Below are 23,530 nucleotides of genomic sequence, written 5' to 3'. Positions count from 1 at the left end.
GTTTCCCTTCCAAGCAATAAAACTTGAATACAGGAATATAGATTATACAGGGGCGCAACCTTGAGATGGATCAACCAAACAGCAAAAAGGCGGGGAAATCCCCGCCCTTCTTTATCAGTCGTCCATTTTCAGGGCAGAGATAAACGCCTCTTGCGGGATATCCACCCGACCAAATTGGCGCATCTTCTTTTTACCCTTCTTCTGCTTTTCTAGCAGTTTCTTCTTACGCGAAGCGTCACCACCATAACATTTGGCAGTCACATCTTTGCGCATCGCTGACAAGGTTTCACGTGCAATCACCTTACCGCCAATCGCCGCTTGGATCGGGATTTTAAACATATGGCGTGGAATCAAATCTTTTAGTTTTTCAACCATGGCCCGGCCACGCATTTCTGCCCGATCACGGTGAACCATTGTCGAAAGCGCATCAACCGGCTCATCATTCACAAGGATCGACATCTTCACGAGGAAGTCTTCACGATAACCGGTCAACGTATAGTCAAAGCTCGCATAACCTTTGGTCACTGATTTGAGGCGATCATAAAAATCAAATACCACCTCATTCAACGGTAGGTCATAAACCACCATTGCGCGGGTACCGGCATATGTCAGATCTTCTTGAATACCGCGCCGCTCTTGGCAAAGCTTTAGCACGTCACCGAGATATTCATCAGGAACGAGAATAGTTGCCTTGATACGTGGCTCTTCTAGATGATCAACCATAGTTAGGTCAGGCATGTCAGCAGGATTGTGCAATTCCTGCATTGTCCCGTCTTTCATATGGATGTGATAGATCACCGACGGCGCAGTTGTGATCAGCTCAATATCATATTCACGCTCAAGCCGGTCACGAATAACCTCGAGATGCAAAAGCCCGAGGAAACCACACCGAAAACCAAAGCCAAGCGCTGCCGATGTTTCCATCTCAGAACTGAAAGACGCGTCGTTAAGCGAGAGTTTTTCGATCGCGTCGCGCAAATCTTCAAATTCAGCGGAATCAACCGGGAACAAGCCACAGAACACAACGGGCTGAGCAGGTTTAAAACCATCCAATGGCTCGGTGCAGCCTTTTTTCTCGTGGGTGATTGTATCACCAACGCGCGTATCACGAACCTGCTTGATTGATGCTGTCAAAAATCCAATTTCACCCGGGCCAATGGAATCGATCATTTCCATTTGCGGGCGGAACACCCCAACGCGGTCAACAGGATACACAGCATCCGTTGACATCATCCGAATGCGTTCGCCCTTTTTCAGGCGGCCATTGATGACCCGGATCAACACGATCACACCCAAATAGGCATCATACCATGAATCAACCAACATCGCCTTCAACGGCGCGTTCTCATCACCAACCGGAGCTGGGAGTTCTTTAACAATTGCCTCAAGCGTTTCGCGGATACCCTGCCCGGTTTTGGCAGACACCTGAATCGCACCCGACGCGTCAATGCCAATCACGTCTTCGATCTGTTCAGCTACTCGATCACAATCAGAGGCTGGCAAATCGATTTTATTCAGGATCGGAACGATCTCATGATCCGCTTCCATGGCATGATACACATTGGCTAGGGTTTGCGCCTCAACCCCTTGGGATGAATCCACCACAAGAAGAGAGCCTTCAACAGCCCGCATAGAGCGCGAAACCTCATAGGCGAAATCAACATGCCCCGGCGTGTCGATGAGGTTCAGAACGTAGTCTTGCCCATCATCCGCGGCATAGTCGATACGCACCGTGTTGGCCTTAATCGTGATCCCACGTTCACGCTCGATATCCATGGTGTCCAAAAGCTGGGCCTGCATGTCACGATCTTTCACTGTGCCCGTCTCTTGGATGAGGCGGTCAGCGAGAGTGGATTTCCCGTGGTCAATGTGCGCCACGATGGAGAAATTGCGGATTTTATCGAGATCAGTCATAGCTGGGATATGATGTGGTTTTAGGCTTTGGTCAAGCCAAACAGATGCGCTTTGGCTCAGTTCCTGACCGTCATATGCGTTATTGGTCAATCTTGGTGTTTTTTAGCCAGAAAATTCAAAAACTCGCGCCAAAATAGCACCTCTTCGCCTTGTGTATTTCCATTCCGCTCAGGCAAAACTCTGCCATGTATAATCTCAGGAATTGAAGTTTCGAGTCAGTTCCGGCAATATTGCTATCAGTAAGGCAATCTGGGCAACGTACACGAAAAATTCGGGCGTGCTTAGGAATATAGAGGCAGACCATGAAACGTTTTATTACAGCAGCTATTTTTGCGGCTATTGCGATGCCTGTTGTGGCATCATTTTCACAAGCAGGCACGATTGAACGGGCCTGCAATCGTTCCGACCGTTCTGCAGCGACGCGCGCAATGTGCGGCTGTATTCAAGATGCCGCTGACATTACCTTGTCCGGCACAGATCAACGCCTCGCGGCGACATTCTTCCAAGACCCCCACCGCGCCCAAGAGGTCCGTCAATCAGACAGATCCGCCCACGAACGGTTTTGGCTCCGCTATCGTAGCTTTGGTCAAACCGCAGAAGCAATGTGTTCTTAAGTTAGCAATTGTTCCGCGTCGCAATTCGTTATGAATGAGATAACGGACAGTGATAGTAGACCCTTTGAAATGTGCCTTCGTCGACAGCTTCGGTGAAGGCTATTGCACAACGGCGCATGCGGTTGTGGCGTAGAAACGCGCGCCCGATGTCAACAGCTAAGGCTTCGTCGATAGCACCACTGTCAGCCTGTTCTTCAATCCGCATGACCAAGATAAATTCATCATTTTCATGCAATTCTGCGACGAAGTTTTCTTCGCCAATGTGAAACAGCCGGGTGGTTTGGTTTTCCTCTCCGACTGCCGGAAGCGCGAAACACAACACTACACATGCAGCACTCACAAATTTCAACATTTCATCCTCTCTTTGCTGGCTTAAATCTAGCTGGCAAAGGTTAACAATGTTCGGATAGGTGCAGTTAATACATCAAAGCAAAAATGGCGACCCGAAGGTCGCCATCTATATTAGTTATCCATGGTACCGTGACCAGAATGGTCGCTCATTTGACTATGGTCGGGTTGGCGTTCAAGATCGATTGGTATGTCGATTTCGATTTCACCCGCATTTTCAAAAACAAGCGTAACAGCGACTGCTTCTCCATCCACAAATGGCGCGTTTAATCCCATAAACATCACGTGATCTCCACCCCGTGCAAGTTGATGCATACCGTGCGCCGGAACTTCGAAGCCATCTTCGTCCCGGCCCATTTGGAACACGCCTTCACTGATCTCAGTGTGTGTGTGCAGTTCAACCCGACGCGCAGCATCTGAACGCACATCGACCAGCTGATCATCGACATCCGTGTGGTTCATGATAGACATGAATGCAGCGCCCGTCTGACCATTTGCTGAGCGCGCATAGGAATCCGTTACCATGATATCTTGGGCAACGGCAGGAAGCGCGATCAAGCAGGCGAAAGTTGTTCCGAGGATTTTTGAATACATTGATTTTCTCCAGTTAAAAGTTTGAGGGGTTAGATCAAACTTTGGCTGGGGGGCCGCGTGCCTGCGGTGAGAAAACTAAATGTTCACGCGGGAAGACCCGATAACATTGCCCTATAAATTGACCGCTTAGATAAACAAATCCCGGCACCAGATTCGAAAACCCGTGAGTCGCATCGAAATAGGAAAGCGCGCAGTCCGGGCACATATGGGCCGGCGCAATGGGTTGCCCATTCTGATCTACCGACACCGTTTGTGGGCCATATCCCGTGCAGAGAACGATCTGCCCTGCCGCATCAGGTTGACCACGCGCAATTGCAAGCGAACCAGAGGTCACTATAATCAATAACGATAACAAAATCGCGGTCAGAGAACGATAAACAGTTTTCACAAGAACGGTATATCCATCCAAAAAACAATTGTCATTGGACAAAAAGAAGCGGCCCCACCGAAAGGTAGAGCCGCAATTCTAAAATATCGAAAAGATTAAGCTACGGCTTGTGCTTTTACGATTTCTTTTTTGATTTTCAGTGCATTATCAGAAAGCTCAGCGTCTTTTGATTTTGCAAAGAATGCGTCCAGACCACCGCGATGATCAACAGTACGCAGAGCAGCAGCAGAAATGCGTAGTTTTACACCACGACCCAAAGCTTCTGATTGCAGAGTTACATCGTTCAAGTTCGGCAGAAAGCGACGACGAGTTCTATTTTTAGCATGGCTGACATTGTTGCCAGACATTGGACCTTTACCGGTCAGTTCACAGCGACGCGACATGGGCGTTGTCCTTGTTTCGGTTGGAGCCCCGCTTGCCGGCGCTCAATACAATAATAGGGCATGGCCGAGGCCTTACCCTGAATTCCGAGGCTGGTTTTACGGTCATTCATAGGGAAGGTCAAGCGATTCATCTGCCTTTCACAAAGCAGATTTTAAACGCGCGATGATCTGTGTTGCTGCTGAACTTGGACTTAAGTTTCCGCTCGCAACCTCATGCCCCAATCCCGTCATTAACCCTGCCAACTCAGGATCTTCATATAAGCGCGCCAAAGCGCCGAAACGCACTTCTTCTTCGAACCAATGGCGCGCCTGATCCGCGCGCCGTGATGCCCAATGTCCGTTATCTTTGCGCCACTGCGCCAAAGTTGACATTTCACCCCAAGCATCGGCTAACCCCTGTTCTTCCAGTGCGGACATAGTCATCGCTTTTGGAAAATCGTCCGGGTCCTGCGGCCGCTTACGCATCAAACGCAACGCGCCTGAATAGTCGGCGCAAGTCCGCATCGCTGCAAACTTCAAATCACCATCGGCTTTGTTTACCAAAATCAAATCAGCGATTTCCATGATGCCGCGTTTAACCCCCTGAAGCTCATCGCCTCCCGCCGGGGCCATCAGCAAAATAAACAGATCAGACATTTCTGCCACCACCGTTTCAGACTGCCCAACACCTACGGTTTCAATCAACACGACATCAAACCCTGCAGCTTCACATAATGCGACCGCTTCGCGGGTTCGCCGCGCGACGCCCCCGAGCTGCGTCTGGCTTGGTGACGGGCGAATAAATGCATTTGGATCGCGCGACAAACGTTCCATTCTGGTTTTATCCCCCAAAATAGACCCACCTGACCGGCTAGAACTCGGATCAACAGCCAATACGGCAACGCGCAACCCAAGCCCCGTTAGATGCATCCCAAAGCTTTCGACAAATGTGGATTTTCCCACACCGGGTGTGCCAGACAAACCGATGCGCAACGCCTGCCGATCAGAGGCTTTAACAGCCTCCAACAAAGCTGCGGTTTGCTGCCTATGATCTTCGCGCTTGCTTTCAACCAATGTAATGGCGCGTGCCAATGCGCGGCGCTCGCCAGCCATCACTCCGGTCGCAAGTTCTGTGATATCCATTGCGGGCCTCATGCCGTTATTCAGTTTCCGTGAACACATACCCCAAACAACAGGCACGCATTATTATTGCTGTTATGACGTCAGATTTAGCACATTAAAAGCGAGGATTTCGGCATGCCCATCCGCTTTGCTGCATTTGTCGCAGGTCTTACCATTCACCAAAGAGGCGCAATCGACAACTTATCATGGGTCATTCACTCACGTCCCTATGGAACTGCACCTCGTATTGGAAGATAATGACCGAATGAAACTACCTATTGACGACGTTCTCACCGATCTGATCACGGCCCTTTCCAGCCATAGGAAAGCCGTTCTGCAAGCGCCTCCCGGTGCTGGCAAAACAACCCGTGTCCCGCTTGCGTTATTGGATGCTGCGCTATCGCACGGAACCATCATCATGCTTGAGCCACGACGACTAGCTGCACGCGCTGCCGCTGAACGCATGGCACAGACCCTAGGCGAAGATGTCGGTCAAACCGTAGGGTATCGCATTCGTGGTGAGGCAAAGGTTGGACCAAATTGCAAAATCGAGGTGGTCACAGAGGGAATACTCACCCGCCGCCTTCAATCAGACCCGGAGTTATCCGGTGTCGGCGCGGTTATTTTTGACGAATTCCACGAACGCTCGCTCAATGCGGATCTGGGATTAGCCCTATGTTTGGAAGTCCGCGAAGCGCTGCGCGATGATCTTATTCTTATTGTGATGTCAGCAACACTAGATGCCGCGCCTGTTGCCGCGCTCATGGACAACGCACCAATCATTACGTCACAGGGGCGCAGCTTTCCCGTCGAAACAAAATGGCTTGATCATCCGCTCCCCAAAACCCAACGCTATGAAGTGGCCGTCGCAGATTTAACAGCATCCGCAGCGCAGGAAACCAAGGGAGGGATCCTCGTTTTTCTACCCGGCGAAGGCGAAATCAGACGCGTCGAAAATGCACTGAAAGGGAAACTACCAAACGATTGCATAATCCACCCTCTCTATGGTGCGATGAAGTTTGCAGCACAACGCGCAGCTATCCAACCTGCCAAACATGGTCGAAAAGTTGTCTTAGCAACCTCGATCGCGGAAACGTCCCTAACAATCCAAGATATTCGCGTTGTCGTCGATGGAGGAAAAGCCCGGCGCGCGCGATTTGATCCAAACTCAGGAATGTCACGCCTGATTACAGAAAAAGTCACCAAAGCCGAAGCCGAACAAAGACGAGGACGCGCCGGACGCGTTGCCGATGGTCATTGCTTCAGACTCTGGACCAAAGGCGAAGAAGGTGCGCTTTCCCCCTTCCCTCCGGCTGAGATAGAAGCGGCGGATCTAACTGGACTGGTGTTAGAGCTCGCCCAGTGGGGCGCAAATACTGCGGCGGATCTCAAATTCCTGACCCCGCCCCCTACTGGTAGTTTTCGCGAAGCCCAGCAATTACTCGAAACCTTTGGTGCGTTAAAAGCTGAACGCATTACAGACCACGGGCGTGTATTGGCCGGTCTACCCCTCCACCCGCGGCTGGGCCACATGCTGACTATAGCAGGGCCAGCAGCCGCCGATTTAGCGGCGCTTCTTGCGGATCGGGACCCTCTTGAAACCCGAGATGTCGATATTTCCCTTCGGCTAAAAGCCCTAAACGGCAGCCGGGACCAACGCGCAAACCCCGCCGCATTGAAACGCATTAAAGATGAGGCAAAACGCCTACGAAATCTGACCCGGCCTAACAATGCAACGTACGGGCCTGCCGAAATGACAGCCCTCGCCTATCCAGATCGTATTGGATTGCGCAGAAAAGGCGACAACCCACGCTGGGTACTTTCTGGTGGCAAAGGCGCAATTACGGACGACGGCGACCCTTTGGCGGGCACACGCCTACTGGTCGCGACAGATTTAGATGGAAATCAGCGCGAAGCTCGTATTCGTTCAGCCATCGAAATATCGGAAAGCGAACTGCGCACTCTATACGGAGATCAAATAGGCTGGACCAACATCTGTGAATGGAGCAAACGCGACCGCCGCGTCGTTGCCCGGCAACACGAAAGGTTTGGTCATCTAATCTTAAACGACCGCCTCTGGCGCGACGCCACCCCCGAGGCAATTGCGCGCGCAGCGCTAGACGGTGTGAGATTGCTAGGGCTTCCAAAGTCCAAAGCCGCCATTCGGCTGATTAAACGCGTAGAGCTCACCCGGGCGGGCGGTGCTGATTTGCCCGACATGTCAGACGCCTCTTTGCTCGCTTCATTAGAGGATTGGCTATTACCACACTTCATAAATGTGAAAACCGCCGATGATATTCGCAATTTCGATATCCTTGAACCCTTGAGAGCAATGCTTGACTGGGGACAAACACAGCGCCTCGACCAATTGACACCGCCACATTTCACCACACCGCTCGGAAACAAAACCCCAATTGATTACGACGGGGAAGCCCCAAGTATTGAACTGCGGCTGCAAGAACTTTTTGGCGTCACTCAACACCCTACAGTCGGACAAGATCGCGTGCCGCTTCGTATTACTCTACTCAGCCCTGCGCGTCGCCCCGTGCAAGTCACTATGGACCTGCCTGGCTTTTGGTCATCCTCCTATGAAGACGTTCGCAAAGACATGCGCGGGCGCTATCCACGTCACCCTTGGCCAGATGACCCAACCCAAGCTGACCCGACCTTGAGGGTCAAACGAAAACCCACATAAATCCACACAATTTTCCAACAAAAACACACAAACCTTGTCATTCCGGTCATATCTACTATATACGCAAAGAAAAGACGCGAGCAGATAGAAACTAAAATGATGCAACAAGCTTTACAAACCGCTTGGGCAGAAGTTGTTCAGCCCCTTTTGCAACGACCCAAGTTGTTGCAAGTCGCGGCCCTCTGCACCCGCGGAACAGGTGGAAATAAAAAGGTTTTATTGGTCACAAGTCGTGGGAGTCAGCGCTGGATTCTTCCAAAAGGTTGGCTCATGGACGGTAAAACTGCCGCGGAAGCTGCAGTTCAAGAAGCCTGGGAAGAAGCGGGCGTGATTACATCAACTGTGCCGACCACATCAATAGGACACTATAGCTATAAAAAAATGCTTGATAGTGGCGTTGTCGCAGCCTGCGAAGCCGAAGTGTTTCCCTTAGAAGTCCACGAGATTGCAAAGGCCTTTCCTGAGAAAGGCCAACGAAAACGTAAATGGCTCTCACCAAAAAACGCCGCAAAACTGGTGAGCGAACCCAAATTGAAAGAAATCCTGCGGCAATTGTAACAGTTTTATGAAGTTTTAATGACAGGTTCTTGCGCCAAACAGGCGCGAGCGCTAGGGGCATGCATGACCCTAGGAAAGAGGCCTGTCATGTCAGATGGTAAAAACACCCGCCAGTGGAATACTCTGGACAAAGACCTAAACCGTATCTCACAGATTGAAACTGCCGCTGCTTATGTGTCTCGCCCTCTTATCGGGCCGGGAATTGCATTGGCATTTATTATCCTTGCCGGAATTGCTGCTGCAGTATTCTTCGGGCAAACGCCCACTTCATTTGTCGTCGTCGCAGCCGCTGCTATTGGCGCTTATATGGCCCTTAACATTGGCGCCAATGACGTTGCCAATAACATGGGCCCTGCTGTTGGTGCCAACGCCCTAACCATGGGTGGCGCGATTTTGATCGCTGCAATATTCGAAACAGCTGGCGCATTACTTGCAGGTGGGGACGTTGTTAGCACAATTTCCAAAGGCATCATTGATCCAGAAACCATCGCAGATCCGAGTATTTTCATATGGGCGATGATGGCAGCACTCATGTCGTCGGCTCTTTGGGTTAATCTAGCAACTGTTCTTGGTGCTCCGGTATCGACCACTCACTCGGTTGTAGGTGGCGTTATGGGCGCGGGCATTGCGGCAGCGGGACTGTCGGCCGTGAATTGGGCCACCATGAGCAAAATCGCCGCAAGTTGGGTTATCTCCCCAGTGTTGGGTGGTGTGATCGCGGCCGCATTCCTGGCCTTGATCAAAACAAAAATCATGTATCAAGAGGATAAAATCGCGGCTGCACGTCGCTGGGTCCCCGTGCTGATCGCAATTATGGCCGGTGCTTTTGCCGCATATCTTGCACTAAAGGGCCTTAAACGCATCATACGGATCGACATTGTATCGGCCTTATTGATTGGCTTTGGCTTTGCTGTTCTTTCTTATTTCGTGAGCAAGCCCTACATCCGCAAACAGTCCGAGGGACTAGAAAACCGGAACAAATCCCTAAAGACCCTATTCGGACTTCCTCTCATCATTTCTGCGGCGCTGCTGTCGTTCGCCCATGGCGCAAACGACGTCGCCAACGCTGTTGGCCCACTGGCCGCGATTGTGCACGCCTCAGAGTTTGGAGATTTTGCAGCAAAAGTGGCCATCCCATTTTGGGTAATGGTTATCGGAGCGCTGGGGATTTCCTTTGGTTTGTTCTTATTTGGCCCAAAACTGATCAACATGGTTGGTAGCCAAATCACAAAACTAAACCCCATGCGCGCATATTGCGTCGCCCTTTCAGCTGCAATCACTGTAATTGTCGCGAGTTGGTTGGGCCTGCCTGTCAGCTCTACGCACATTGCAGTTGGCGGTATTTTTGGGGTCGGGTTTTTCCGGGAATGGCACAATAACAAACGTCGTGCGCGCCTCAATATCGCTGCTGCGGATGCTCCTGTGATAGCGAAATCCGAGCGTCGCCGCCGTAAATTGGTACGCCGTTCGCACTTCATGACCATCATCGCTGCTTGGGTTATTACCGTACCAGCTGCAGCAACTATTTCTGGCGTGCTGTTCTTTTTGCTGAACGCACTTCTTTAATACTACTCACAGTAAAAAAATCTGCATGGGGTCTCTGGAAATTTTTCTCAGGGACCCCATTTCTATTAGGACGGCGGGAAATTTACGCAGCACCTTGTCCCTCCCAGCTGCGAAATACCCCCCATATAAGCGCGCAGTGCGTCCCCTCGCTGCGCGCTTTATTTCAGCTCACCTCAACTAAAGGTGATTGAGGAACTCCGTCCGCAACCTTTCCTTGCAATTTATTTTCTGCAACTATATTTGATAAAATCAAGTAAATTAGAGGCTCGCAAAGATGGAAGATCCCGGTGCATTTCACATACGCCTCGCCCGTTTTATAAAAGCTTCAGGCCTGTCGAATGCAGAAATCTGCAAACGTGTTGGCGTGTCTCACGGCTTTCTACATCCAATACTGAAGGGCACTGCCTCTCCGAGATTTGCAACTGTCGTCAAAATTTGCGACGTCTTAAACATTACGCCTAATCAGCTTGCCGGCGTTGACAAAGAAATGACTGTGTCACTATCGCCTAAGCTAAACAACTTCGCAGAACGCAAAGCCGCCGAAGTTGCCGATCAGATTGTTCTTCTTGCCAATCGAAGACTACGCACGGGACAACCGACAATCGAAGATATTCTGACTTGGTTGGCTTCAACCGGGGGGGTTATCGGAGAGACCGATCAATTTTGGTCCTATATCGATCTGCACCAAGTTCCCGAAAAAGATGCAATGCGCATTGATCCTGTCAGTATCGGCTCCAAGGGGCTGACCCCAAAAATATTAAAAACGGATAGCATTGAACGTCTCAATGATTTTATTGATGAGTTACCTGAAGAAACGCGGCAGAAGCTTGTTGTAGAGTATCGCCAAGTTTTTCAAGAACGCCTCTCGATCAGCGAATGCACGATGACCGTGCACTTGCCAGAATTCGATATCAACTACGACGTTAACTATCTCCGTTTATTGAAGCCAGTCAAAGATCAGCTGGGAAATGACCTTATCCTCAACTTTTCTCAACCTTTGCCATCGACAATAAACCGCATTAGTTCGCCCGGCTCGGTTGCGTAATGCGTTACAATATGTGCCAGGCGTTCAGCTGATATAGATGCCAATTGATCAGAAACAGAACGATAGTTGATGCTATCCTCCCATGCCAAAACTCCAGGAACACAATCGGTAAACCCGTATAAGGCAACCCGTCCTCGAAACACCTCTTGTGATCGCAAAAACACGTAGATCCAATCAACATCCGGCCATTTCATGCGAACTGTCACAAACAACAAATGGGTGTAATACCGGATAAGATGCGGGGACCCTCTCTCTTCCTTTTGAATAAAGAGATCCCCCATATACACCATCCGTCCGCGCAGCTGACATGCCGCGGATTCCGCCCGCACAAATACGGTCTGCGCGCCCGGAACAGGGTAATGCCGCTTGAGGGTACGTTCCCAATAGCTTGCAACGGTTTCGCGTTCTAAATCGTCATACTTCGCGCAGGCCCCACCAATAATCCGGCCATCACGTTTCAAAAACATCCAAAAACAGTTGGCCGAGGTAAAATCATTCGCCTGAGCCATAAGCATGGGGGAAAACTCGTGCTTTCCCAATTTATTCATCTCTTTTTGAGCAAGTTCAAAATCTGTACTAATTTCTACTTCATAACCTAGTTGCCCTATTCCGTTGAGACATTGCTGAGAAAACTGCAATGCGTGCAATATATTCAATGTTTTGGCCACCTTAATTTCAACTTAGGATTAACGATTAGAGTAACCAATCCTTTGTGGCAAACCTAACGGTTTACGTAGCTGCAAATTGATAAACCATAACGCGTAGAAATATTGCGTCTCGATTTACCCAAAACCAAAACATCACGTGCCAAAAAATGTGTATTTATGGAAGCTGAACCCGCTTTCCGAGAACTGGCTTGGACCTTAAAAGCGATCCAAAAGGCGTTTTAAATATTCCAGTTCTTCAGTCGGGCGTTCTTCGTCAGAAGATCGATTACGTAGCTCTTCCAGCAGTTCGCGTGCACGCCGATAGACGTCCTCACCTTGTAGAAGACCTTCATCCGTCCCCATTGGTCCACCAGCGCCAGGCGTGCGCCCCAATGGATCGCGAGATTGATTTTCGCTTTCACCTGCGGTTTGACCTTGCTGCCCTTGTTGTAAGTTGCGCTCATTGGCAACCGCTTCGCCGAGTTGACGCATGCCTTCGCGTAGGTTTTCCATGGCGTCGGCCTGATTATTCAACGCATCTGAAAGGTTCCCCTCACGCAAAGCACCCTCTGCGCGATCCATTGCTTCGCCTGCGCGTCCCAATGCATCACGGGCTGCGTCCCCTTCAGGGGAGCCTGCCCCCGGTAGATTACGTTCTTGGCTTTCGAGTGCATCGCGCAAAGCTTGCTGACGTTGTGCAAGGCTTTGTTCACTTTGACCCTGCTCGCTTCCCTGACCTTGCCCCTGCTCTTCTCCGCCGCCTTCGCCAGAACCACCCTCACCTTCATGGCTCTGCCCTTCGCCTTGACCGCCGTTGCGACCAACGTTGCCGTCGTTTTCACCTGCTTGGGCGCCCGGATTAAATTGCTCTTGAAGGTCGCGAAAAGCCTCGTCAGATAAGCCTTGTTGTTCCCTTAGTGTATCTGACAAATCTTCCATGGCTTGTTCTCCTGGAGATTGCTGCCCCTCGCCGCCCTCACCATTCTGTGTGACTTCGAGATTTTCCATCATTTCCTGAAATTGCTGTAACAGTTCTTGGGCTTCTGCCATGCGTCCCTGTTCCATCAGCTCCTGAATACGGTCCATCATGTCTTGCAAGTCTTGCTGCGTAAGCTGCTGTTGTTCGCCCTGTGCCTGTTGTTGCTGGTCGCCCCCTTGGCCTTGCTCTTGTGCCAATTGACGCAGATAATCCTGAGTAGCTTCGCGCAGCTCTTGCATCAAATCCGCAACCTCAGCATCGCTTGCGCCTTCGCGAATAGCCTGCGTCAAACGCTCTTGTGCACGGCGTAAACGTTCGAGAGCATCCGAAAGATCACCATCCTCAAGCAACAATGCAATCTGCCACAACGCATCCGCGATTTCCGATTGCGCATCTGCTGGCAGCCCAATCTGTACACCGCTTTCCAACCGTCGCATCGCAACACGCAACAAAAGATAGGCCGAACTGTCGCGCATAAACCCATCAGGGCGATGTGTAACGGCCCGCAACTGCTGCGCTGCAGTTGAACCATTGCGACGCGACCACAAAATATCGCGGCGTATTTCGATCACAGCGCGCGCCAAAGGATCAAAGAACCGGCGACCAGGCATAAGCAACACCTGCTCTGCGTCTGTGCTGACTTGCCCCAAGGCATCTTCGACGCGCAAGCGCATGACAACGGGCAGTCCCGCCCAAGCATGATCCGATAGATTATCAACCAATTCCTCCTCGAACTCCGCCCGATCACCGGAGATTGGAAGAGGAAGATCAAGAACCAAAGGTTCTCGTACATCAGGATCTACCGCCAAACCATAACGCCGATCAACCGCAGACAAATCCAGCTCAAACACCGCTTGCCCAGCTACTATCCCATAATCGTCTGAAGCAGAAAAGCCCTGCCTCATTTCACCTGATGCGGCAACTTCTGGCACATCAATAATCGTAACGCTTGGCCCATTATCATCCAACACCACCAAATCATAACGGGTGCCACCGATGTCGAAATACCCATCAGACGTTATCGTGTAGTTCTGTTCACCCTCTGAATTTTCGACAGGATGATCAGGGCTTACATGTTGTTCAACCGTGAGTGCGCCCACCTCGCCATACAGACGAATTGACAGCAGACTTCCTTCGGCAGCACGAATTTCCCCAGCAGGTAGATCGTTCAAATAGAGGCTTGGCAGTCCGGTATAACTTGGCGGCTCCACCCAAGCTTCCCAACTTCCGCCAGCCACAACGGGCGAGTGAGTTCCCGCCACAGAATGCGTGACATCTGACAGACGTGAAACCGACCCGAACATCAATGCCATAGCAAAGGCAGTCGCCGCTACAAATCGTAAAGAATATGGATCGAGTTTCGAAATACGAAGATCCGGCTCAACCGCTTTGGCCTCTGCGGCTTTTCTTGCCATGCGGGCAACATGTGCATTCCAGACCGCCTGAGATGCAGCATCATTTGTACCAGTTGCCGCAACATCATTGAGGGCCGAAATAGGCTGGCTCGCCAAACTGGCATCAAGCCGCGCCTCAGCATCTTTGCGACTAGGCCAATTGAAGAAACGCGACCCAACAAGCAAAGCGGTTGAACAAGCGACAAGAAAGACAATGCAAAAGAACCAGAACAGTTGCTCTGATATTGCCCCCTGCACACCGAACATCAGGGCAGCAAGCCCAACAAACACAATCGACCACACCGGCCAAAACGCACGAGTTATCCGTTCGGCAATTAGCCCGATATGAGTAATAGCAATAGGCAGACGCAATTTCATAAGCGCCGTGTCGCGCACTAATAGCGCGGGATCGGAGGGGTGCTTTTTCAAATCCACCCCCCGATCATTTGTGATCTTTGATCAGAGCCATGCAGGGATGATATCGCGTTCGATCATCTCTTCATAGGTCGGACGTTGCCGAATAACCGCAAATTGATCACCTTGCACCAAAACTTCGGGGATCATAGGGCGCGTATTGTATTCGGACGCCATGACCGCCCCATAGGCCCCGGCCGATCTAAATGCGACCAAATCGTCTGGTGCCAAAGATTTAAGTGTGCGCCCTTTGGCAAAAGTATCTCCGGATTCGCAGACTGGGCCAACAATATCGTATTTTTCACCCTCTTCGCCCGGAACATCCTCAGTCACAGGCACAATATCATGATGGGCTTCGTACATCGCGGGACGGATCAAATCATTCATCGCGCTGTCGATGATCAGAAATTTGCGATCTTCGCCTTCTTTGACATAGATAACTTTGCTGACCAAAATTCCGGCGTTCCCTGCGATCAAACGTCCCGGTTCGATCTCAAGCTCGCAGCCCAAATCACCTAGTGTTTCTTTGACCATTTGACCGTACTCAATCGGCAACGGTGGCGCCTCGTTGGAACGTTCATATGGGATACCCAATCCGCCGCCCAAGTCCAGCCTGCGGATATTGTGCCCATCCTCGCGCAGAGTCTTGGTCAGCTCAGCGACTTTTTCATAGGCCATGCGATAGGGTTCAAGGTCAGTCAATTGGCTGCCGATATGGACATCGATCCCAACCACATCAAGCCCCGCCAAACTGGCTGCCATCGCGTAAACTTCACGGGCGCGGGAAATGGGAATGCCAAATTTGTTTTCCGATTTTCCGGTGGCGATCTTCGCGTGGGTCTTTGCGTCAACATCCGGGTTCACACGCACTGTAATCGGCGCTGTCACGCCAAGTGACAATGCCACCTCGTTCAGCACGACCATCTCAGGTTCACTTTCGACGTTGAATTGGCGAATACCACCCTCAAGCGCCATGCGCATTTCATCCGCGGTTTTCCCAACACCAGAAAATACGATCCGATCGCCAGGCACGCCTGCGGCCTTAGCCCGTGCATATTCACCACCAGAAACCACATCCATTCCTGCGCCTTGCTCAGCGAGGAGACGTAAGATGGCTTGGTTTGAATTGGCCTTCATCGCGTAGCACACCAAATGGTCCGTGCCGTCCAACGCCTCATCGAACAGGCGAAAATGACGTGTGAGCGTCGCTGACGAATAGCAATAAAACGGTGTTCCTACCTGTGCGGCAATGTCGGAAATCCGAACATCCTCAGCATAAAGCGTTCCATCGCGATACAGAAAATGGTCCATCAGTGTATAGGCCTTGTTCGAAGAAAAAGAAAAAGCGGCAACCCACAGCTGACGCCAAGCAATACCGTAGCAGGCACCGCCCAAAGCGCCACCCAGTTTTTGCGGACATAGGTTTCGGAAATGAGCCAAACCAAGAGTGCCAACGCAGCAATTGGCATCACTAAAATTCCCCCTGACGCGAGGTTCTGCGCGCCCATATTGGATAGGTACCACGCCGCTATAAGGTTTTCTTGGTTCACTCCAGTAGAAAGAACCCCATAGAAGACTCCTAGAGGAAACCATGCACCCAACATGGCAAGCGCCAGATAAATAACACGTAACATCATCTCACACCTCCTAGATCCAAAGTTTCATACCGGTCCCGTAAATACCACCCGCCCCCTTAGGGCGTGGGGTGGGCGGGTGGGAACGCCCTAAGGGGGCGTCCCAAAAATACATCATTGAGCTGCAATATCTGTTGGGCGCGTCGGCGCTCCATCAACACCACATCCTGCCACGGCCAAGATACTACAGATCAGCAAAACCCGGATCATGCCAGTATCTCTTTCCAACGTGCGACTTGGGCACGCACTTGATCAGGTGCGGTACCACCGTAGCTTTGACGTGAGTTAACTGAATTATGCACGCCCAACACATCAAACACAGCCGCAGTGATTTCACTGTGAACAGATTGCATGTCAGCCAACGTCAATTCAGGTAAATCGCAACCTTTGCTTTCCGCCAGTGCGACCAGAGACCCAGTCACGTGGTGCGCATCGCGGAACGGCATATTCAATGCGCGCACCAGCCAATCAGCCAAATCCGTCGCCGTTGAAAATCCACTGGCTGCAGCAACCTCAAGGCTTTCGCGGTTTGCCGTCATGTCAGACACCATGCCTGTCATCGCTGCCAACGCCAACATCAGGCTATCAGCCGCATCAAACACCTGTTCTTTGTCTTCTTGCATGTCCTTGGAATAGGTTAGAGGAAGCCCCTTCATCACCGTGAACAAACCCACCATAGCGCCCATAATTCGACCAATTTTGGCACGGATCAATTCAGCTGCATCTGGGTTTTTCTTCTGTGGCATGATGGATGATCCGGTAGAAAACCGATCAGACAACACGACAAACCGAAATTGAGCCGAGGACCAAATCACCAATTCTTCAGCGAAGCGGCTAAGATGCATGGCACAAATGCTGGCGGAAGATAGAAATTCAAGTGCAAAGTCACGGTCCGCCACAGCGTCCAATGAATTTGCTGCCGGGCGATCAAAACCAAGTGCTTCTGCCGTCATGTGGCGATCAATCGGAAACGATGTTCCGGCCAATGCCGCGGCGCCAAGCGGGCTTTCGTTCATCCGTGCACGCGCGTCTTTGAAACGGGACAAATCGCGCCCCAACATTTCGACATAGGCCATCATGTGATGCCCCCACGTCACAGGCTGCGCTGTTTGCAAATGGGTAAAGCCCGGCATAACCCAATCGGCGCCGGCTTCAGCTTGCGCCATCAACGCCTTTATCAAGGCCTCAATACCCGTGATCACCGCGTCCATTTGACCGCGCACCCAAAGCTTAAAATCTGTCGCAACTTGGTCATTACGTGACCGCGCCGTGTGCAAACGCCCAGCGGGTTCCCCGACGATTTCTTTAAGGCGACTTTCCACATTCATATGGATATCTTCCAACGCTGTAGAAAATGCAAAATTCCCAGCCTCAATCTCTGACAATACCGTGAGAAGCCCTTCCCGGATCACCTCAGAATCGCTATCTGTAATGATGCCTGTAGCGGCCAACATTGCTGCATGCGCGCGGGAACCTTCAATGTCTTGGGCGGCCATCCGCTGATCAAACCTGATTGAGGCGTTAATGGCTTCCATAATGGCATCGGGTCCGGCAGCAAAGCGGCCACCCCACATCGCGTTTGATTTGGTGTTGGTCATGTCAAAACCTCTGGAGGGACTATGCGTCTTTTTCGATCTCTTGTCCTTTATACTGCACTGGCGTTCACTGCAACGTCAGCGAGCGCAACTTCGACCGAAGAAATTCTCGCTTTACGTGAAGGGTTGATGTTGAAATTAAATTTTCACGCCGAGCCACGGCCATTTGTCGACACGCCTTTTGTCGATGCCGATGCGACGGAACACACCTTAGCTGAATATGCGGGCAAGACCGTTGTGCTAAATTTCTGGGCGACTTGGTGCACGCCTTGTCGTGTTGAAATGCCTTCGTTGGATCGCTTGCAAACTGAACTTGGCGGCGACGCATTTGAGGTTGTGACAATCGCAACTGGTCACAACCGGATGCCTGCGATTACCCGGTTTTTCGAACAGCAGGAAATTGAAAACCTGCCTATATTGCTTGACCCATCGCGTGCCTTAGCGGCCGAATTCGGGGCCCTAAGCCTACCCATCACGGTCATACTGAACCCTGAAGGTCAGGAAATTGGTCGCCTGATTGGTGACGCCGAGTGGGATAGCGAAAGTGCAATAGCAATTCTAAGTGCGCTCATGGAAAACGAATTGTAGGCCTACATCTTACCATTTATGGGCCGGTACACATGAAATCGGCCCATGGCAATGACATCCCACCAAATGATCATTGACCATACCGACAGCTTCCATAAACGCATAGACAATCGTCGGCCCACAGAACCTGAAACCCGCTTTTTTTAAATCCTTTGAAATCTGTAACGATAAAGGTGTTTGCGTCGGGATTTCTTCAGGGGTCTTAAATTGGTTTTGCAACGGTTTCCCGCCTACATAATCCCATAAAAACCTATCGAATCCCTGTGCAGCTTCGATTCTTTGCCATGCTTGCGCATTACCGATCGTGGCTTCAATTTTTCCTCGATGACGCACGATGCCGGGATTATCTAACAGCCGCAAAACGTCATTCTCCCCCCAGTCAGCGATAATATTTGGATCAAAATCCTCAAATGCAGTTCTAAAATTATCCCGCTTTTTCAATATAGTGAGCCAACTTAGCCCGGCTTGAAACCCATCCAGAATAAGTTTTTCCCAAAGCGCGCGACTGTCATATTCCGGGACACCCCATTCATCATCGTGGTATTTTAGATAAATTTCTTCTTTTCCGACCCATCCGCAGCGTTCAGTCATTTTTATCCATTACTCTCAATATCTTACCTATTCGTTTTATTTTTATATCAAATTTGAACAAAATATGAACGTTCATTTTGAATTAAGATATTGGGCAACAAAATGGCAGCTATCTGGGTCGGAGAGTTGGTTATGCAATCAGAGCGAATAAATGAAGGTGCAGAAATTACAGATGTTATGCAAAGCCCGCTTGGCTCTGCAATAGAATCGCGTGATCGCGACACTATGAAGATGGTGAAAGAAGCGTTAGCTCGAAAAAGTGTAAAACTTGCCTTTCAACCCATCGTATTGGCTGGTGATCAAACACGTGTTGCCTTCTACGAAGGATTAATTCGCGTGCTAGACGAAACGGGGCGGATCATTCCCGCCAGAGAGTTTATCGGCGCGGTGGAAAATAATGAACTCGGGCGCATTATTGACTGCCTCGCCCTCGAGCAAGGTCTTCAAATTTTATCCGAAGACCCCAATCTGCGCCTCTCCATCAATATGTCAGCACGTTCAATCGGTTACCCACGTTGGATGGAAACACTAAATTTCGGCACATCCGGAAAACCTGGCGTGGCGGAACGACTCATACTGGAGATTACCGAAGGCTCTGCAATGCAGATGCCTGAACTGGTCACCGGATTTATGAATAACCTGCAAGAACGGGGAATCGCATTTGCGCTCGATGATTTTGGATCTGGTTACACGGCATTCCGGTATCTAAAAGATTTTTATTTTGATGCCCTTAAAATTGATGGTGTTTTCATTCGCGACATTGCAAAAAATCCAGACAACCAGGTTTTGACTCGTGCACTTGTTTCCATTGCCCAACATTTTGACATGTTTACCGTAGCGGAAAACGTTGAAACTGCTGAAGACGCGGCCTTTTTAGCATCTATTGGGGTAGATTGCCTGCAAGGTTACTATTTCAGCGCCCCAACGATGATGAAACCCTCTGATGCCCAAAATTTAGCCGCAGAATATGCCGGTCAAGCAGGATAATTGCGCATGAGACACCCTATCCGTTGCGAAAATGTCGTACAACTCGTACATAAAGCCTCGAACGGACGCGGATTTTAGCATCAAACTGATGCACGCCTCGTCCAATGGTTAGATGGAAGAGGAACCAATACATGACCAACGTCGTAATCGCCTCCGCTGCGCGGACTGCTGTCGGAAGCTTTGGGGGATCATTTGCAAACACCCCTGCGCATGATTTAGGCGCAACTGTTCTTAAGGCTATTGTTGAACGCGCAGGCATTGAGGCCGGCGAAGTTTCTGAAACCATTTTAGGCCAAGTTCTCACAGCAGGCCAAGGCCAAAACCCTGCACGCCAAGCGCATATCAATGCAGGTCTCCCGGTTGAATCATCTGCTTGGGGATTGAACCAAGTGTGCGGATCTGGCTTGCGCGCTGTCGCGCTCGGTGCACAGCACATTATGCTTGGCGATGCAGATGTTGTTGCGGCCGGTGGCCAAGAAAACATGACTTTGTCACCCCATGTCGCACACCTGCGTGCTGGCCAAAAAATGGGTGACATGAAGTATATCGATTCGATGATCCGTGACGGCCTGTGGGATGCGTTTAATGGATACCACATGGGCCAAACCGCTGAGAATGTTGCGGCGCAGTGGGAAATCACTCGTGAAATGCAAGATGCTTTCGCTGTTGCTTCGCAAAACAAGGCGGAAGCCGCCCAAAACGCGGGCAAATTCGCTGATGAGATCACCCCATTCGTTGTGAAAGCACGCAAGGGTGAAACGGTCGTGGAATCTGACGAGTACATCCGCCACGGTGCCACAATGGAATCTATGCAAAAACTGCGCCCCGCATTTACCAAAGATGGCACAGTCACCGCTGCCAATGCCTCTGGTTTGAACGATGGCGCAGCAGCTGTTCTTTTGATGAGCGCGGACAATGCGCAAAAACGCGGCATTCAACCAATGGCACGTATCGCATCCTATGCAACAGCCGGCTTAGACCCATCCATCATGGGCGTTGGTCCAATTTCTGCTTCGAAAAAGGCACTCTCAAAAGCTGGATGGAAGGCCGAAGATCTCGACCTCGTAGAAGCAAACGAAGCCTTCGCTGCGCAGGCCTGTGCCGTCAATAAAGACATGGGCTGGAATCCCGAAATCGTAAACGTCAACGGCGGCGCAATTGCGATCGGTCACCCAATTGGCGCTTCAGGCTGCCGTGTCCTCAATACTTTGCTTTTCGAGATGGTACGTCGTGACGCGAAAAAAGGTCTTGCGACATTGTGCATCGGCGGCGGTATGGGTGTTGCACTCTGCGTCGAACGCGACTAAGTAAGATTCGTGCGCGCAACTTTGTTGCGCGCAACGTAACAAAGTTGTAACTTGATTGCATGGCCGATTTAGGAGAAGATATGACACGAGTAGCACTTGTCACCGGAGGCACCCGCGGCATTGGCGCGGCAATTTCCAAGGCTCTGAAGGACGCGGGCTATAGCGTTGCAGCGAATTATGCAGGCAACGACGAAGCCGCAGCCAAATTTACAGAAGAGACCGGCATCCCGACTTACAAATGGTCAGTCGCAGATTACGACGCCTGCGCCGAAGGCGCAGCTAAAGTGGAAGCAGACTTAGGGCCTATCGATGTTCTGGTAAACAACGCGGGCATCACACGCGACGCAATGTTCCACCGCATGACCCCACAACAGTGGAAAGAAGTCATCGACACTAACCTGTCTGGTGTTTTCAACATGACCCACCCTATTTGGCCGGGTATGCGTGAACGCAAATTTGGTCGTGTGATCAACATCTCGTCAATCAATGGCCAAAAAGGCCAAGCCGGCCAAGCAAACTACTCTGCCGCGAAAGCTGGCGATTTGGGTATCACTAAAGCATTGGCACAAGAAGGTGCGCGTGCAGGCATTACGGTGAATGCAATTTGCCCCGGTTACATCGGAACCGAAATGGTTCGCGCCATTGACGAAAAAGTTCTGAACGAACGTATCATCCCACAGATTCCGGTAGGCCGTCTTGGTGAACCAGAAGAAATCGCGCGTTGTGTGGCGTTCTTGGCTGCTGACGATGCTGGTTTTATTTCTGGCTCAACCATTTCTGCAAATGGCGCACAATTCGTCGTGTAACTTCAAAAATCAGAAACTGAAAAGGCCGCCCGTTCTGGGCGGCCTTTTTTTATTTCAATGCAACTAAATTAGCAGGCCGCTAGGCACTTTCGAAACGAGAAATTTCTTCTTTCAATTTCAGTTTCTGCTTTTTCATCGATGCAATATCATAATCACTGGAGCCGGGACTGCGTTGCGCAGCCTCTACCTTGTCCGTCAGCATCTGGTGTTTTTTGCGCAATTCCGCCACGTGCGAAGATGTGCTCATTCCCGTCCTCCTATTCATATGTTTGTTACAAAACCAGTCGATCATAGATTTTTGGTTCTGTCACCCCTTTCGTGACACCGACAGGTTGAACGGCAAAACCTTGCGAATCCGTTAATCGCAGGCAAAAGGAAGAAAAGCCCCATGCCGTAAGACGTTAGAAATATTCAGAGCATAATCGTCACCATCCCGTTCGTGCTCTTGTCCGGCGTGCAACGCTATAGGCGCATGCGATTTAAATGCTGCACGCCCTAGTTTACGCCCCCGTACAATCACGAGATTCGCGGCGCGCCCTTCTCGACCCGTTATAGGTTGCATTTCAATGCTTCCTACATGTGTTTCCATTGCTGTAAGCAGTTCGGGCAGACGACGCATATCTTGAATCACACTCAGATATCCTTTGGGCAACAGACGCTTTGCAGCGACCTTTATCCATTCATCCAACGGGGTGTCGCCTGCCAACGAGACATCGCGCCCGGTGTCTTGTGATCCCGTTCCTTGACTACGTAAATAATATGGAGGATTTGCAATAACATGGTCATAGCGGTTGTCGCGTACGTCCTGGGGGAGTTGACGCAAATCCCCATCGTACACAGAAAAATTTAGGTTGTTTTCAACCCCATTGCGGCGTGCGAGTTCGGCGTAAGGCATTTGCAACTCAAGGCCAGCCAAATGTAATCCACTGATACGCCGCCCCAAACATAGGCTCGCTACCCCGACACCGCAGCCCAGCTCTAACACGGATTGCCCCGATTTTACGGGCACAGTTGCGGCCAACAATACCGGGTCCACACCCGCACGATATCCTTTGCGAGGTTGCCAAATTTTAAGGGCACCATTAAGAAAAGCATCCTGCGTTAAAGCATCTGGTGCAAACATCTATTGCCCCAACGGAATATCGTTGTCCCGCAATACAGCTGAGGCCACAAAATGGTCCTGCTTCAAAACCATAAGTCGCCGCGGCATAATGCCAATGCCACCTTCTAAAATGCTCATATTTACGTCCATTTCAAAGCAGTCTATACCCTCCCCTTGAAGGAGTGCTTTTGCATAGGCGATCAGAGTCGGGTCGTTGGTTCTTAAAAGCTCTTTCATATTGAGGACATAATGGGTGAACGGCGCGCTGTCGACCCATCTG

At 50.7% G+C, this 23,530-nt stretch carries 24 protein-coding genes; 9 read left to right on the top strand and 15 right to left on the bottom strand.

Translation table 11 applies throughout. The features are described 5' to 3' along the window. Positions 1–114 precede the first annotated feature (114 nt). A complete protein-coding gene (gene lepA, locus G9C99_RS11305) occupies positions 115–1,914 on the bottom strand; it encodes a translation elongation factor 4 (RefSeq protein ID WP_166417660.1) in 1,800 nt (599 codons plus the stop codon). A 302-nt stretch (positions 1,915–2,216) separates the two neighbouring features. Between lepA and G9C99_RS11300 the strand changes: the two genes are divergently transcribed. Next, positions 2,217–2,528: a hypothetical protein gene (locus tag G9C99_RS11300; RefSeq protein ID WP_166417581.1), complete on the top strand. Its 312-nt coding sequence runs from the start codon at positions 2,217–2,219 to the stop codon at positions 2,526–2,528. A gap of 28 nt (positions 2,529–2,556) precedes the next feature. Here the strand turns inward: G9C99_RS11300 and G9C99_RS11295 are convergent, their stop codons facing one another. From G9C99_RS11295 to meaB, 5 genes are all read right to left on the bottom strand, one after another. Next, positions 2,557–2,880 (bottom strand): hypothetical protein, encoded by a 324-nt coding sequence (locus tag G9C99_RS11295; protein ID WP_166417580.1) that lies wholly within the window; start codon positions 2,878–2,880, stop codon positions 2,557–2,559. A 110-nt stretch (positions 2,881–2,990) separates the two neighbouring features. Then, positions 2,991–3,470 carry a copper chaperone PCu(A)C gene (locus G9C99_RS11290; RefSeq protein ID WP_166417579.1) on the bottom strand — a complete coding sequence of 160 codons (480 nt, stop codon included), beginning with the start codon at positions 3,468–3,470 and terminating at the stop codon, positions 2,991–2,993. Positions 3,471–3,504: 34 nt separating this feature from the next. After that, positions 3,505–3,900 carry a hypothetical protein gene (locus G9C99_RS11285; RefSeq protein WP_205859847.1) on the bottom strand — a complete coding sequence of 132 codons (396 nt, stop codon included), beginning with the start codon at positions 3,898–3,900 and terminating at the stop codon, positions 3,505–3,507. 53 nt (positions 3,901–3,953) lie between these two features. Then, a complete protein-coding gene (rpmB, locus tag G9C99_RS11280) occupies positions 3,954–4,241 on the bottom strand; it encodes a 50S ribosomal protein L28 (RefSeq protein WP_166417577.1) in 288 nt (95 codons plus the stop codon). A 138-nt stretch (positions 4,242–4,379) separates the two neighbouring features. Beyond that, the gene (gene meaB, locus G9C99_RS11275; protein WP_166417576.1) at positions 4,380–5,363 is read right to left on the bottom strand and encodes a methylmalonyl Co-A mutase-associated GTPase MeaB; all 984 of its coding nucleotides are present in this window, start codon (positions 5,361–5,363) and stop codon (positions 4,380–4,382) included. Between the two features lie 244 nt (positions 5,364–5,607). Between meaB and hrpB the strand changes: the two genes are divergently transcribed. From hrpB to G9C99_RS11255, 4 genes are all read left to right on the top strand, one after another. After that, positions 5,608–8,037, top strand: coding sequence for an ATP-dependent helicase HrpB (hrpB, locus tag G9C99_RS11270; protein ID WP_166417575.1), 2,430 nt, complete (start codon positions 5,608–5,610; stop codon positions 8,035–8,037). Positions 8,038–8,133: 96 nt separating this feature from the next. Beyond that, entirely contained in the window at positions 8,134–8,595 is a 462-nt protein-coding gene (locus G9C99_RS11265) for an NUDIX hydrolase (protein ID WP_331459995.1), read from the top strand. A gap of 87 nt (positions 8,596–8,682) precedes the next feature. Beyond that, the gene (locus tag G9C99_RS11260) at positions 8,683–10,161 is read left to right on the top strand and encodes an inorganic phosphate transporter (protein WP_166417574.1); all 1,479 of its coding nucleotides are present in this window, start codon (positions 8,683–8,685) and stop codon (positions 10,159–10,161) included. A 274-nt stretch (positions 10,162–10,435) separates the two neighbouring features. Continuing rightward, on the top strand, positions 10,436–11,206 hold the full coding sequence (locus G9C99_RS11255; RefSeq protein ID WP_166417573.1) for a helix-turn-helix domain-containing protein: 771 nt from the start codon (positions 10,436–10,438) through the stop codon (positions 11,204–11,206). Here G9C99_RS11255 and G9C99_RS11250 read toward each other — a convergent pair. From G9C99_RS11250 to argH, 5 genes are all read right to left on the bottom strand, one after another. Then, positions 11,152–11,874 (bottom strand): hypothetical protein, encoded by a 723-nt coding sequence (locus G9C99_RS11250; RefSeq protein WP_205859846.1) that lies wholly within the window; start codon positions 11,872–11,874, stop codon positions 11,152–11,154. The genes G9C99_RS11255 and G9C99_RS11250 overlap by 55 nt on opposite strands. Positions 11,875–12,069: 195 nt before the next feature. Beyond that, entirely contained in the window at positions 12,070–14,604 is a 2,535-nt protein-coding gene (locus tag G9C99_RS11245) for a TIGR02302 family protein (protein ID WP_166417658.1), read from the bottom strand. Positions 14,605–14,685: 81 nt separating this feature from the next. Further along, positions 14,686–15,951, bottom strand: coding sequence for a diaminopimelate decarboxylase (gene lysA / locus G9C99_RS11240; RefSeq protein ID WP_166417571.1), 1,266 nt, complete (start codon positions 15,949–15,951; stop codon positions 14,686–14,688). Next, complete coding sequence (locus G9C99_RS11235) at positions 15,951–16,277, bottom strand: DUF2834 domain-containing protein (protein WP_166417570.1); 327 nt, start codon at positions 16,275–16,277, stop codon at positions 15,951–15,953. The genes lysA and G9C99_RS11235 overlap by 1 nt, the downstream gene beginning before the upstream one ends. 203 nt (positions 16,278–16,480) lie before the next feature. Next, positions 16,481–17,872, bottom strand: coding sequence for an argininosuccinate lyase (gene argH / locus G9C99_RS11230; protein ID WP_166417569.1), 1,392 nt, complete (start codon positions 17,870–17,872; stop codon positions 16,481–16,483). Positions 17,873–17,893: 21 nt separating this feature from the next. Between argH and G9C99_RS11225 the strand changes: the two genes are divergently transcribed. Further along, complete coding sequence (locus G9C99_RS11225; protein WP_166417568.1) at positions 17,894–18,457, top strand: TlpA family protein disulfide reductase; 564 nt, start codon at positions 17,894–17,896, stop codon at positions 18,455–18,457. Between the two features lie 9 nt (positions 18,458–18,466). On the opposite strand, the gene G9C99_RS11220 is transcribed toward G9C99_RS11225, so the two are convergent. Then, positions 18,467–19,048, bottom strand: a complete 582-nt coding sequence (locus G9C99_RS11220) for a DNA-3-methyladenine glycosylase I (protein ID WP_166417567.1) — start codon at positions 19,046–19,048, stop codon at positions 18,467–18,469. Positions 19,049–19,225: 177 nt separating this feature from the next. On the opposite strand from G9C99_RS11220, the gene G9C99_RS11215 reads away from it, so the two are divergent. The 3 genes from G9C99_RS11215 (at position 19,226) to phbB (ending at position 22,148) form a co-directional block, all read left to right on the top strand. Next, positions 19,226–20,035, top strand: coding sequence for an EAL domain-containing protein (locus G9C99_RS11215; protein WP_231704055.1), 810 nt, complete (start codon positions 19,226–19,228; stop codon positions 20,033–20,035). A gap of 131 nt (positions 20,036–20,166) precedes the next feature. Next, complete coding sequence (locus tag G9C99_RS11210) at positions 20,167–21,342, top strand: acetyl-CoA C-acetyltransferase (protein ID WP_166417566.1); 1,176 nt, start codon at positions 20,167–20,169, stop codon at positions 21,340–21,342. A gap of 80 nt (positions 21,343–21,422) precedes the next feature. After that, positions 21,423–22,148: an acetoacetyl-CoA reductase gene (gene phbB / locus G9C99_RS11205; protein WP_166417565.1), complete on the top strand. Its 726-nt coding sequence runs from the start codon at positions 21,423–21,425 to the stop codon at positions 22,146–22,148. Between the two features lie 79 nt (positions 22,149–22,227). Here the strand turns inward: phbB and G9C99_RS11200 are convergent, their stop codons facing one another. The 3 genes from G9C99_RS11200 to G9C99_RS11190 form a co-directional block, all read right to left on the bottom strand. Then, positions 22,228–22,395: a DUF465 domain-containing protein gene (locus G9C99_RS11200; protein WP_166417564.1), complete on the bottom strand. Its 168-nt coding sequence runs from the start codon at positions 22,393–22,395 to the stop codon at positions 22,228–22,230. A 111-nt stretch (positions 22,396–22,506) separates the two neighbouring features. Then, positions 22,507–23,271, bottom strand: coding sequence for a tRNA1(Val) (adenine(37)-N6)-methyltransferase (locus G9C99_RS11195; RefSeq protein ID WP_166417563.1), 765 nt, complete (start codon positions 23,269–23,271; stop codon positions 22,507–22,509). Beyond that, positions 23,272–23,487: a putative signal transducing protein gene (locus G9C99_RS11190; RefSeq protein ID WP_166417562.1), complete on the bottom strand. Its 216-nt coding sequence runs from the start codon at positions 23,485–23,487 to the stop codon at positions 23,272–23,274. Positions 23,488–23,530: the final 43 nt, after the last annotated feature.

It is taken from the genome of Cochlodiniinecator piscidefendens, from assembly GCF_011326755.1.
In the GTDB taxonomy this organism is placed as follows: Bacteria; Pseudomonadota; Alphaproteobacteria; order Rhodobacterales; family Rhodobacteraceae; genus Cochlodiniinecator; species Cochlodiniinecator piscidefendens.
The sequence above is the reverse complement of the archived record's forward strand: the minus strand, read 5'-3'. Positions and strand labels throughout refer to the sequence as shown.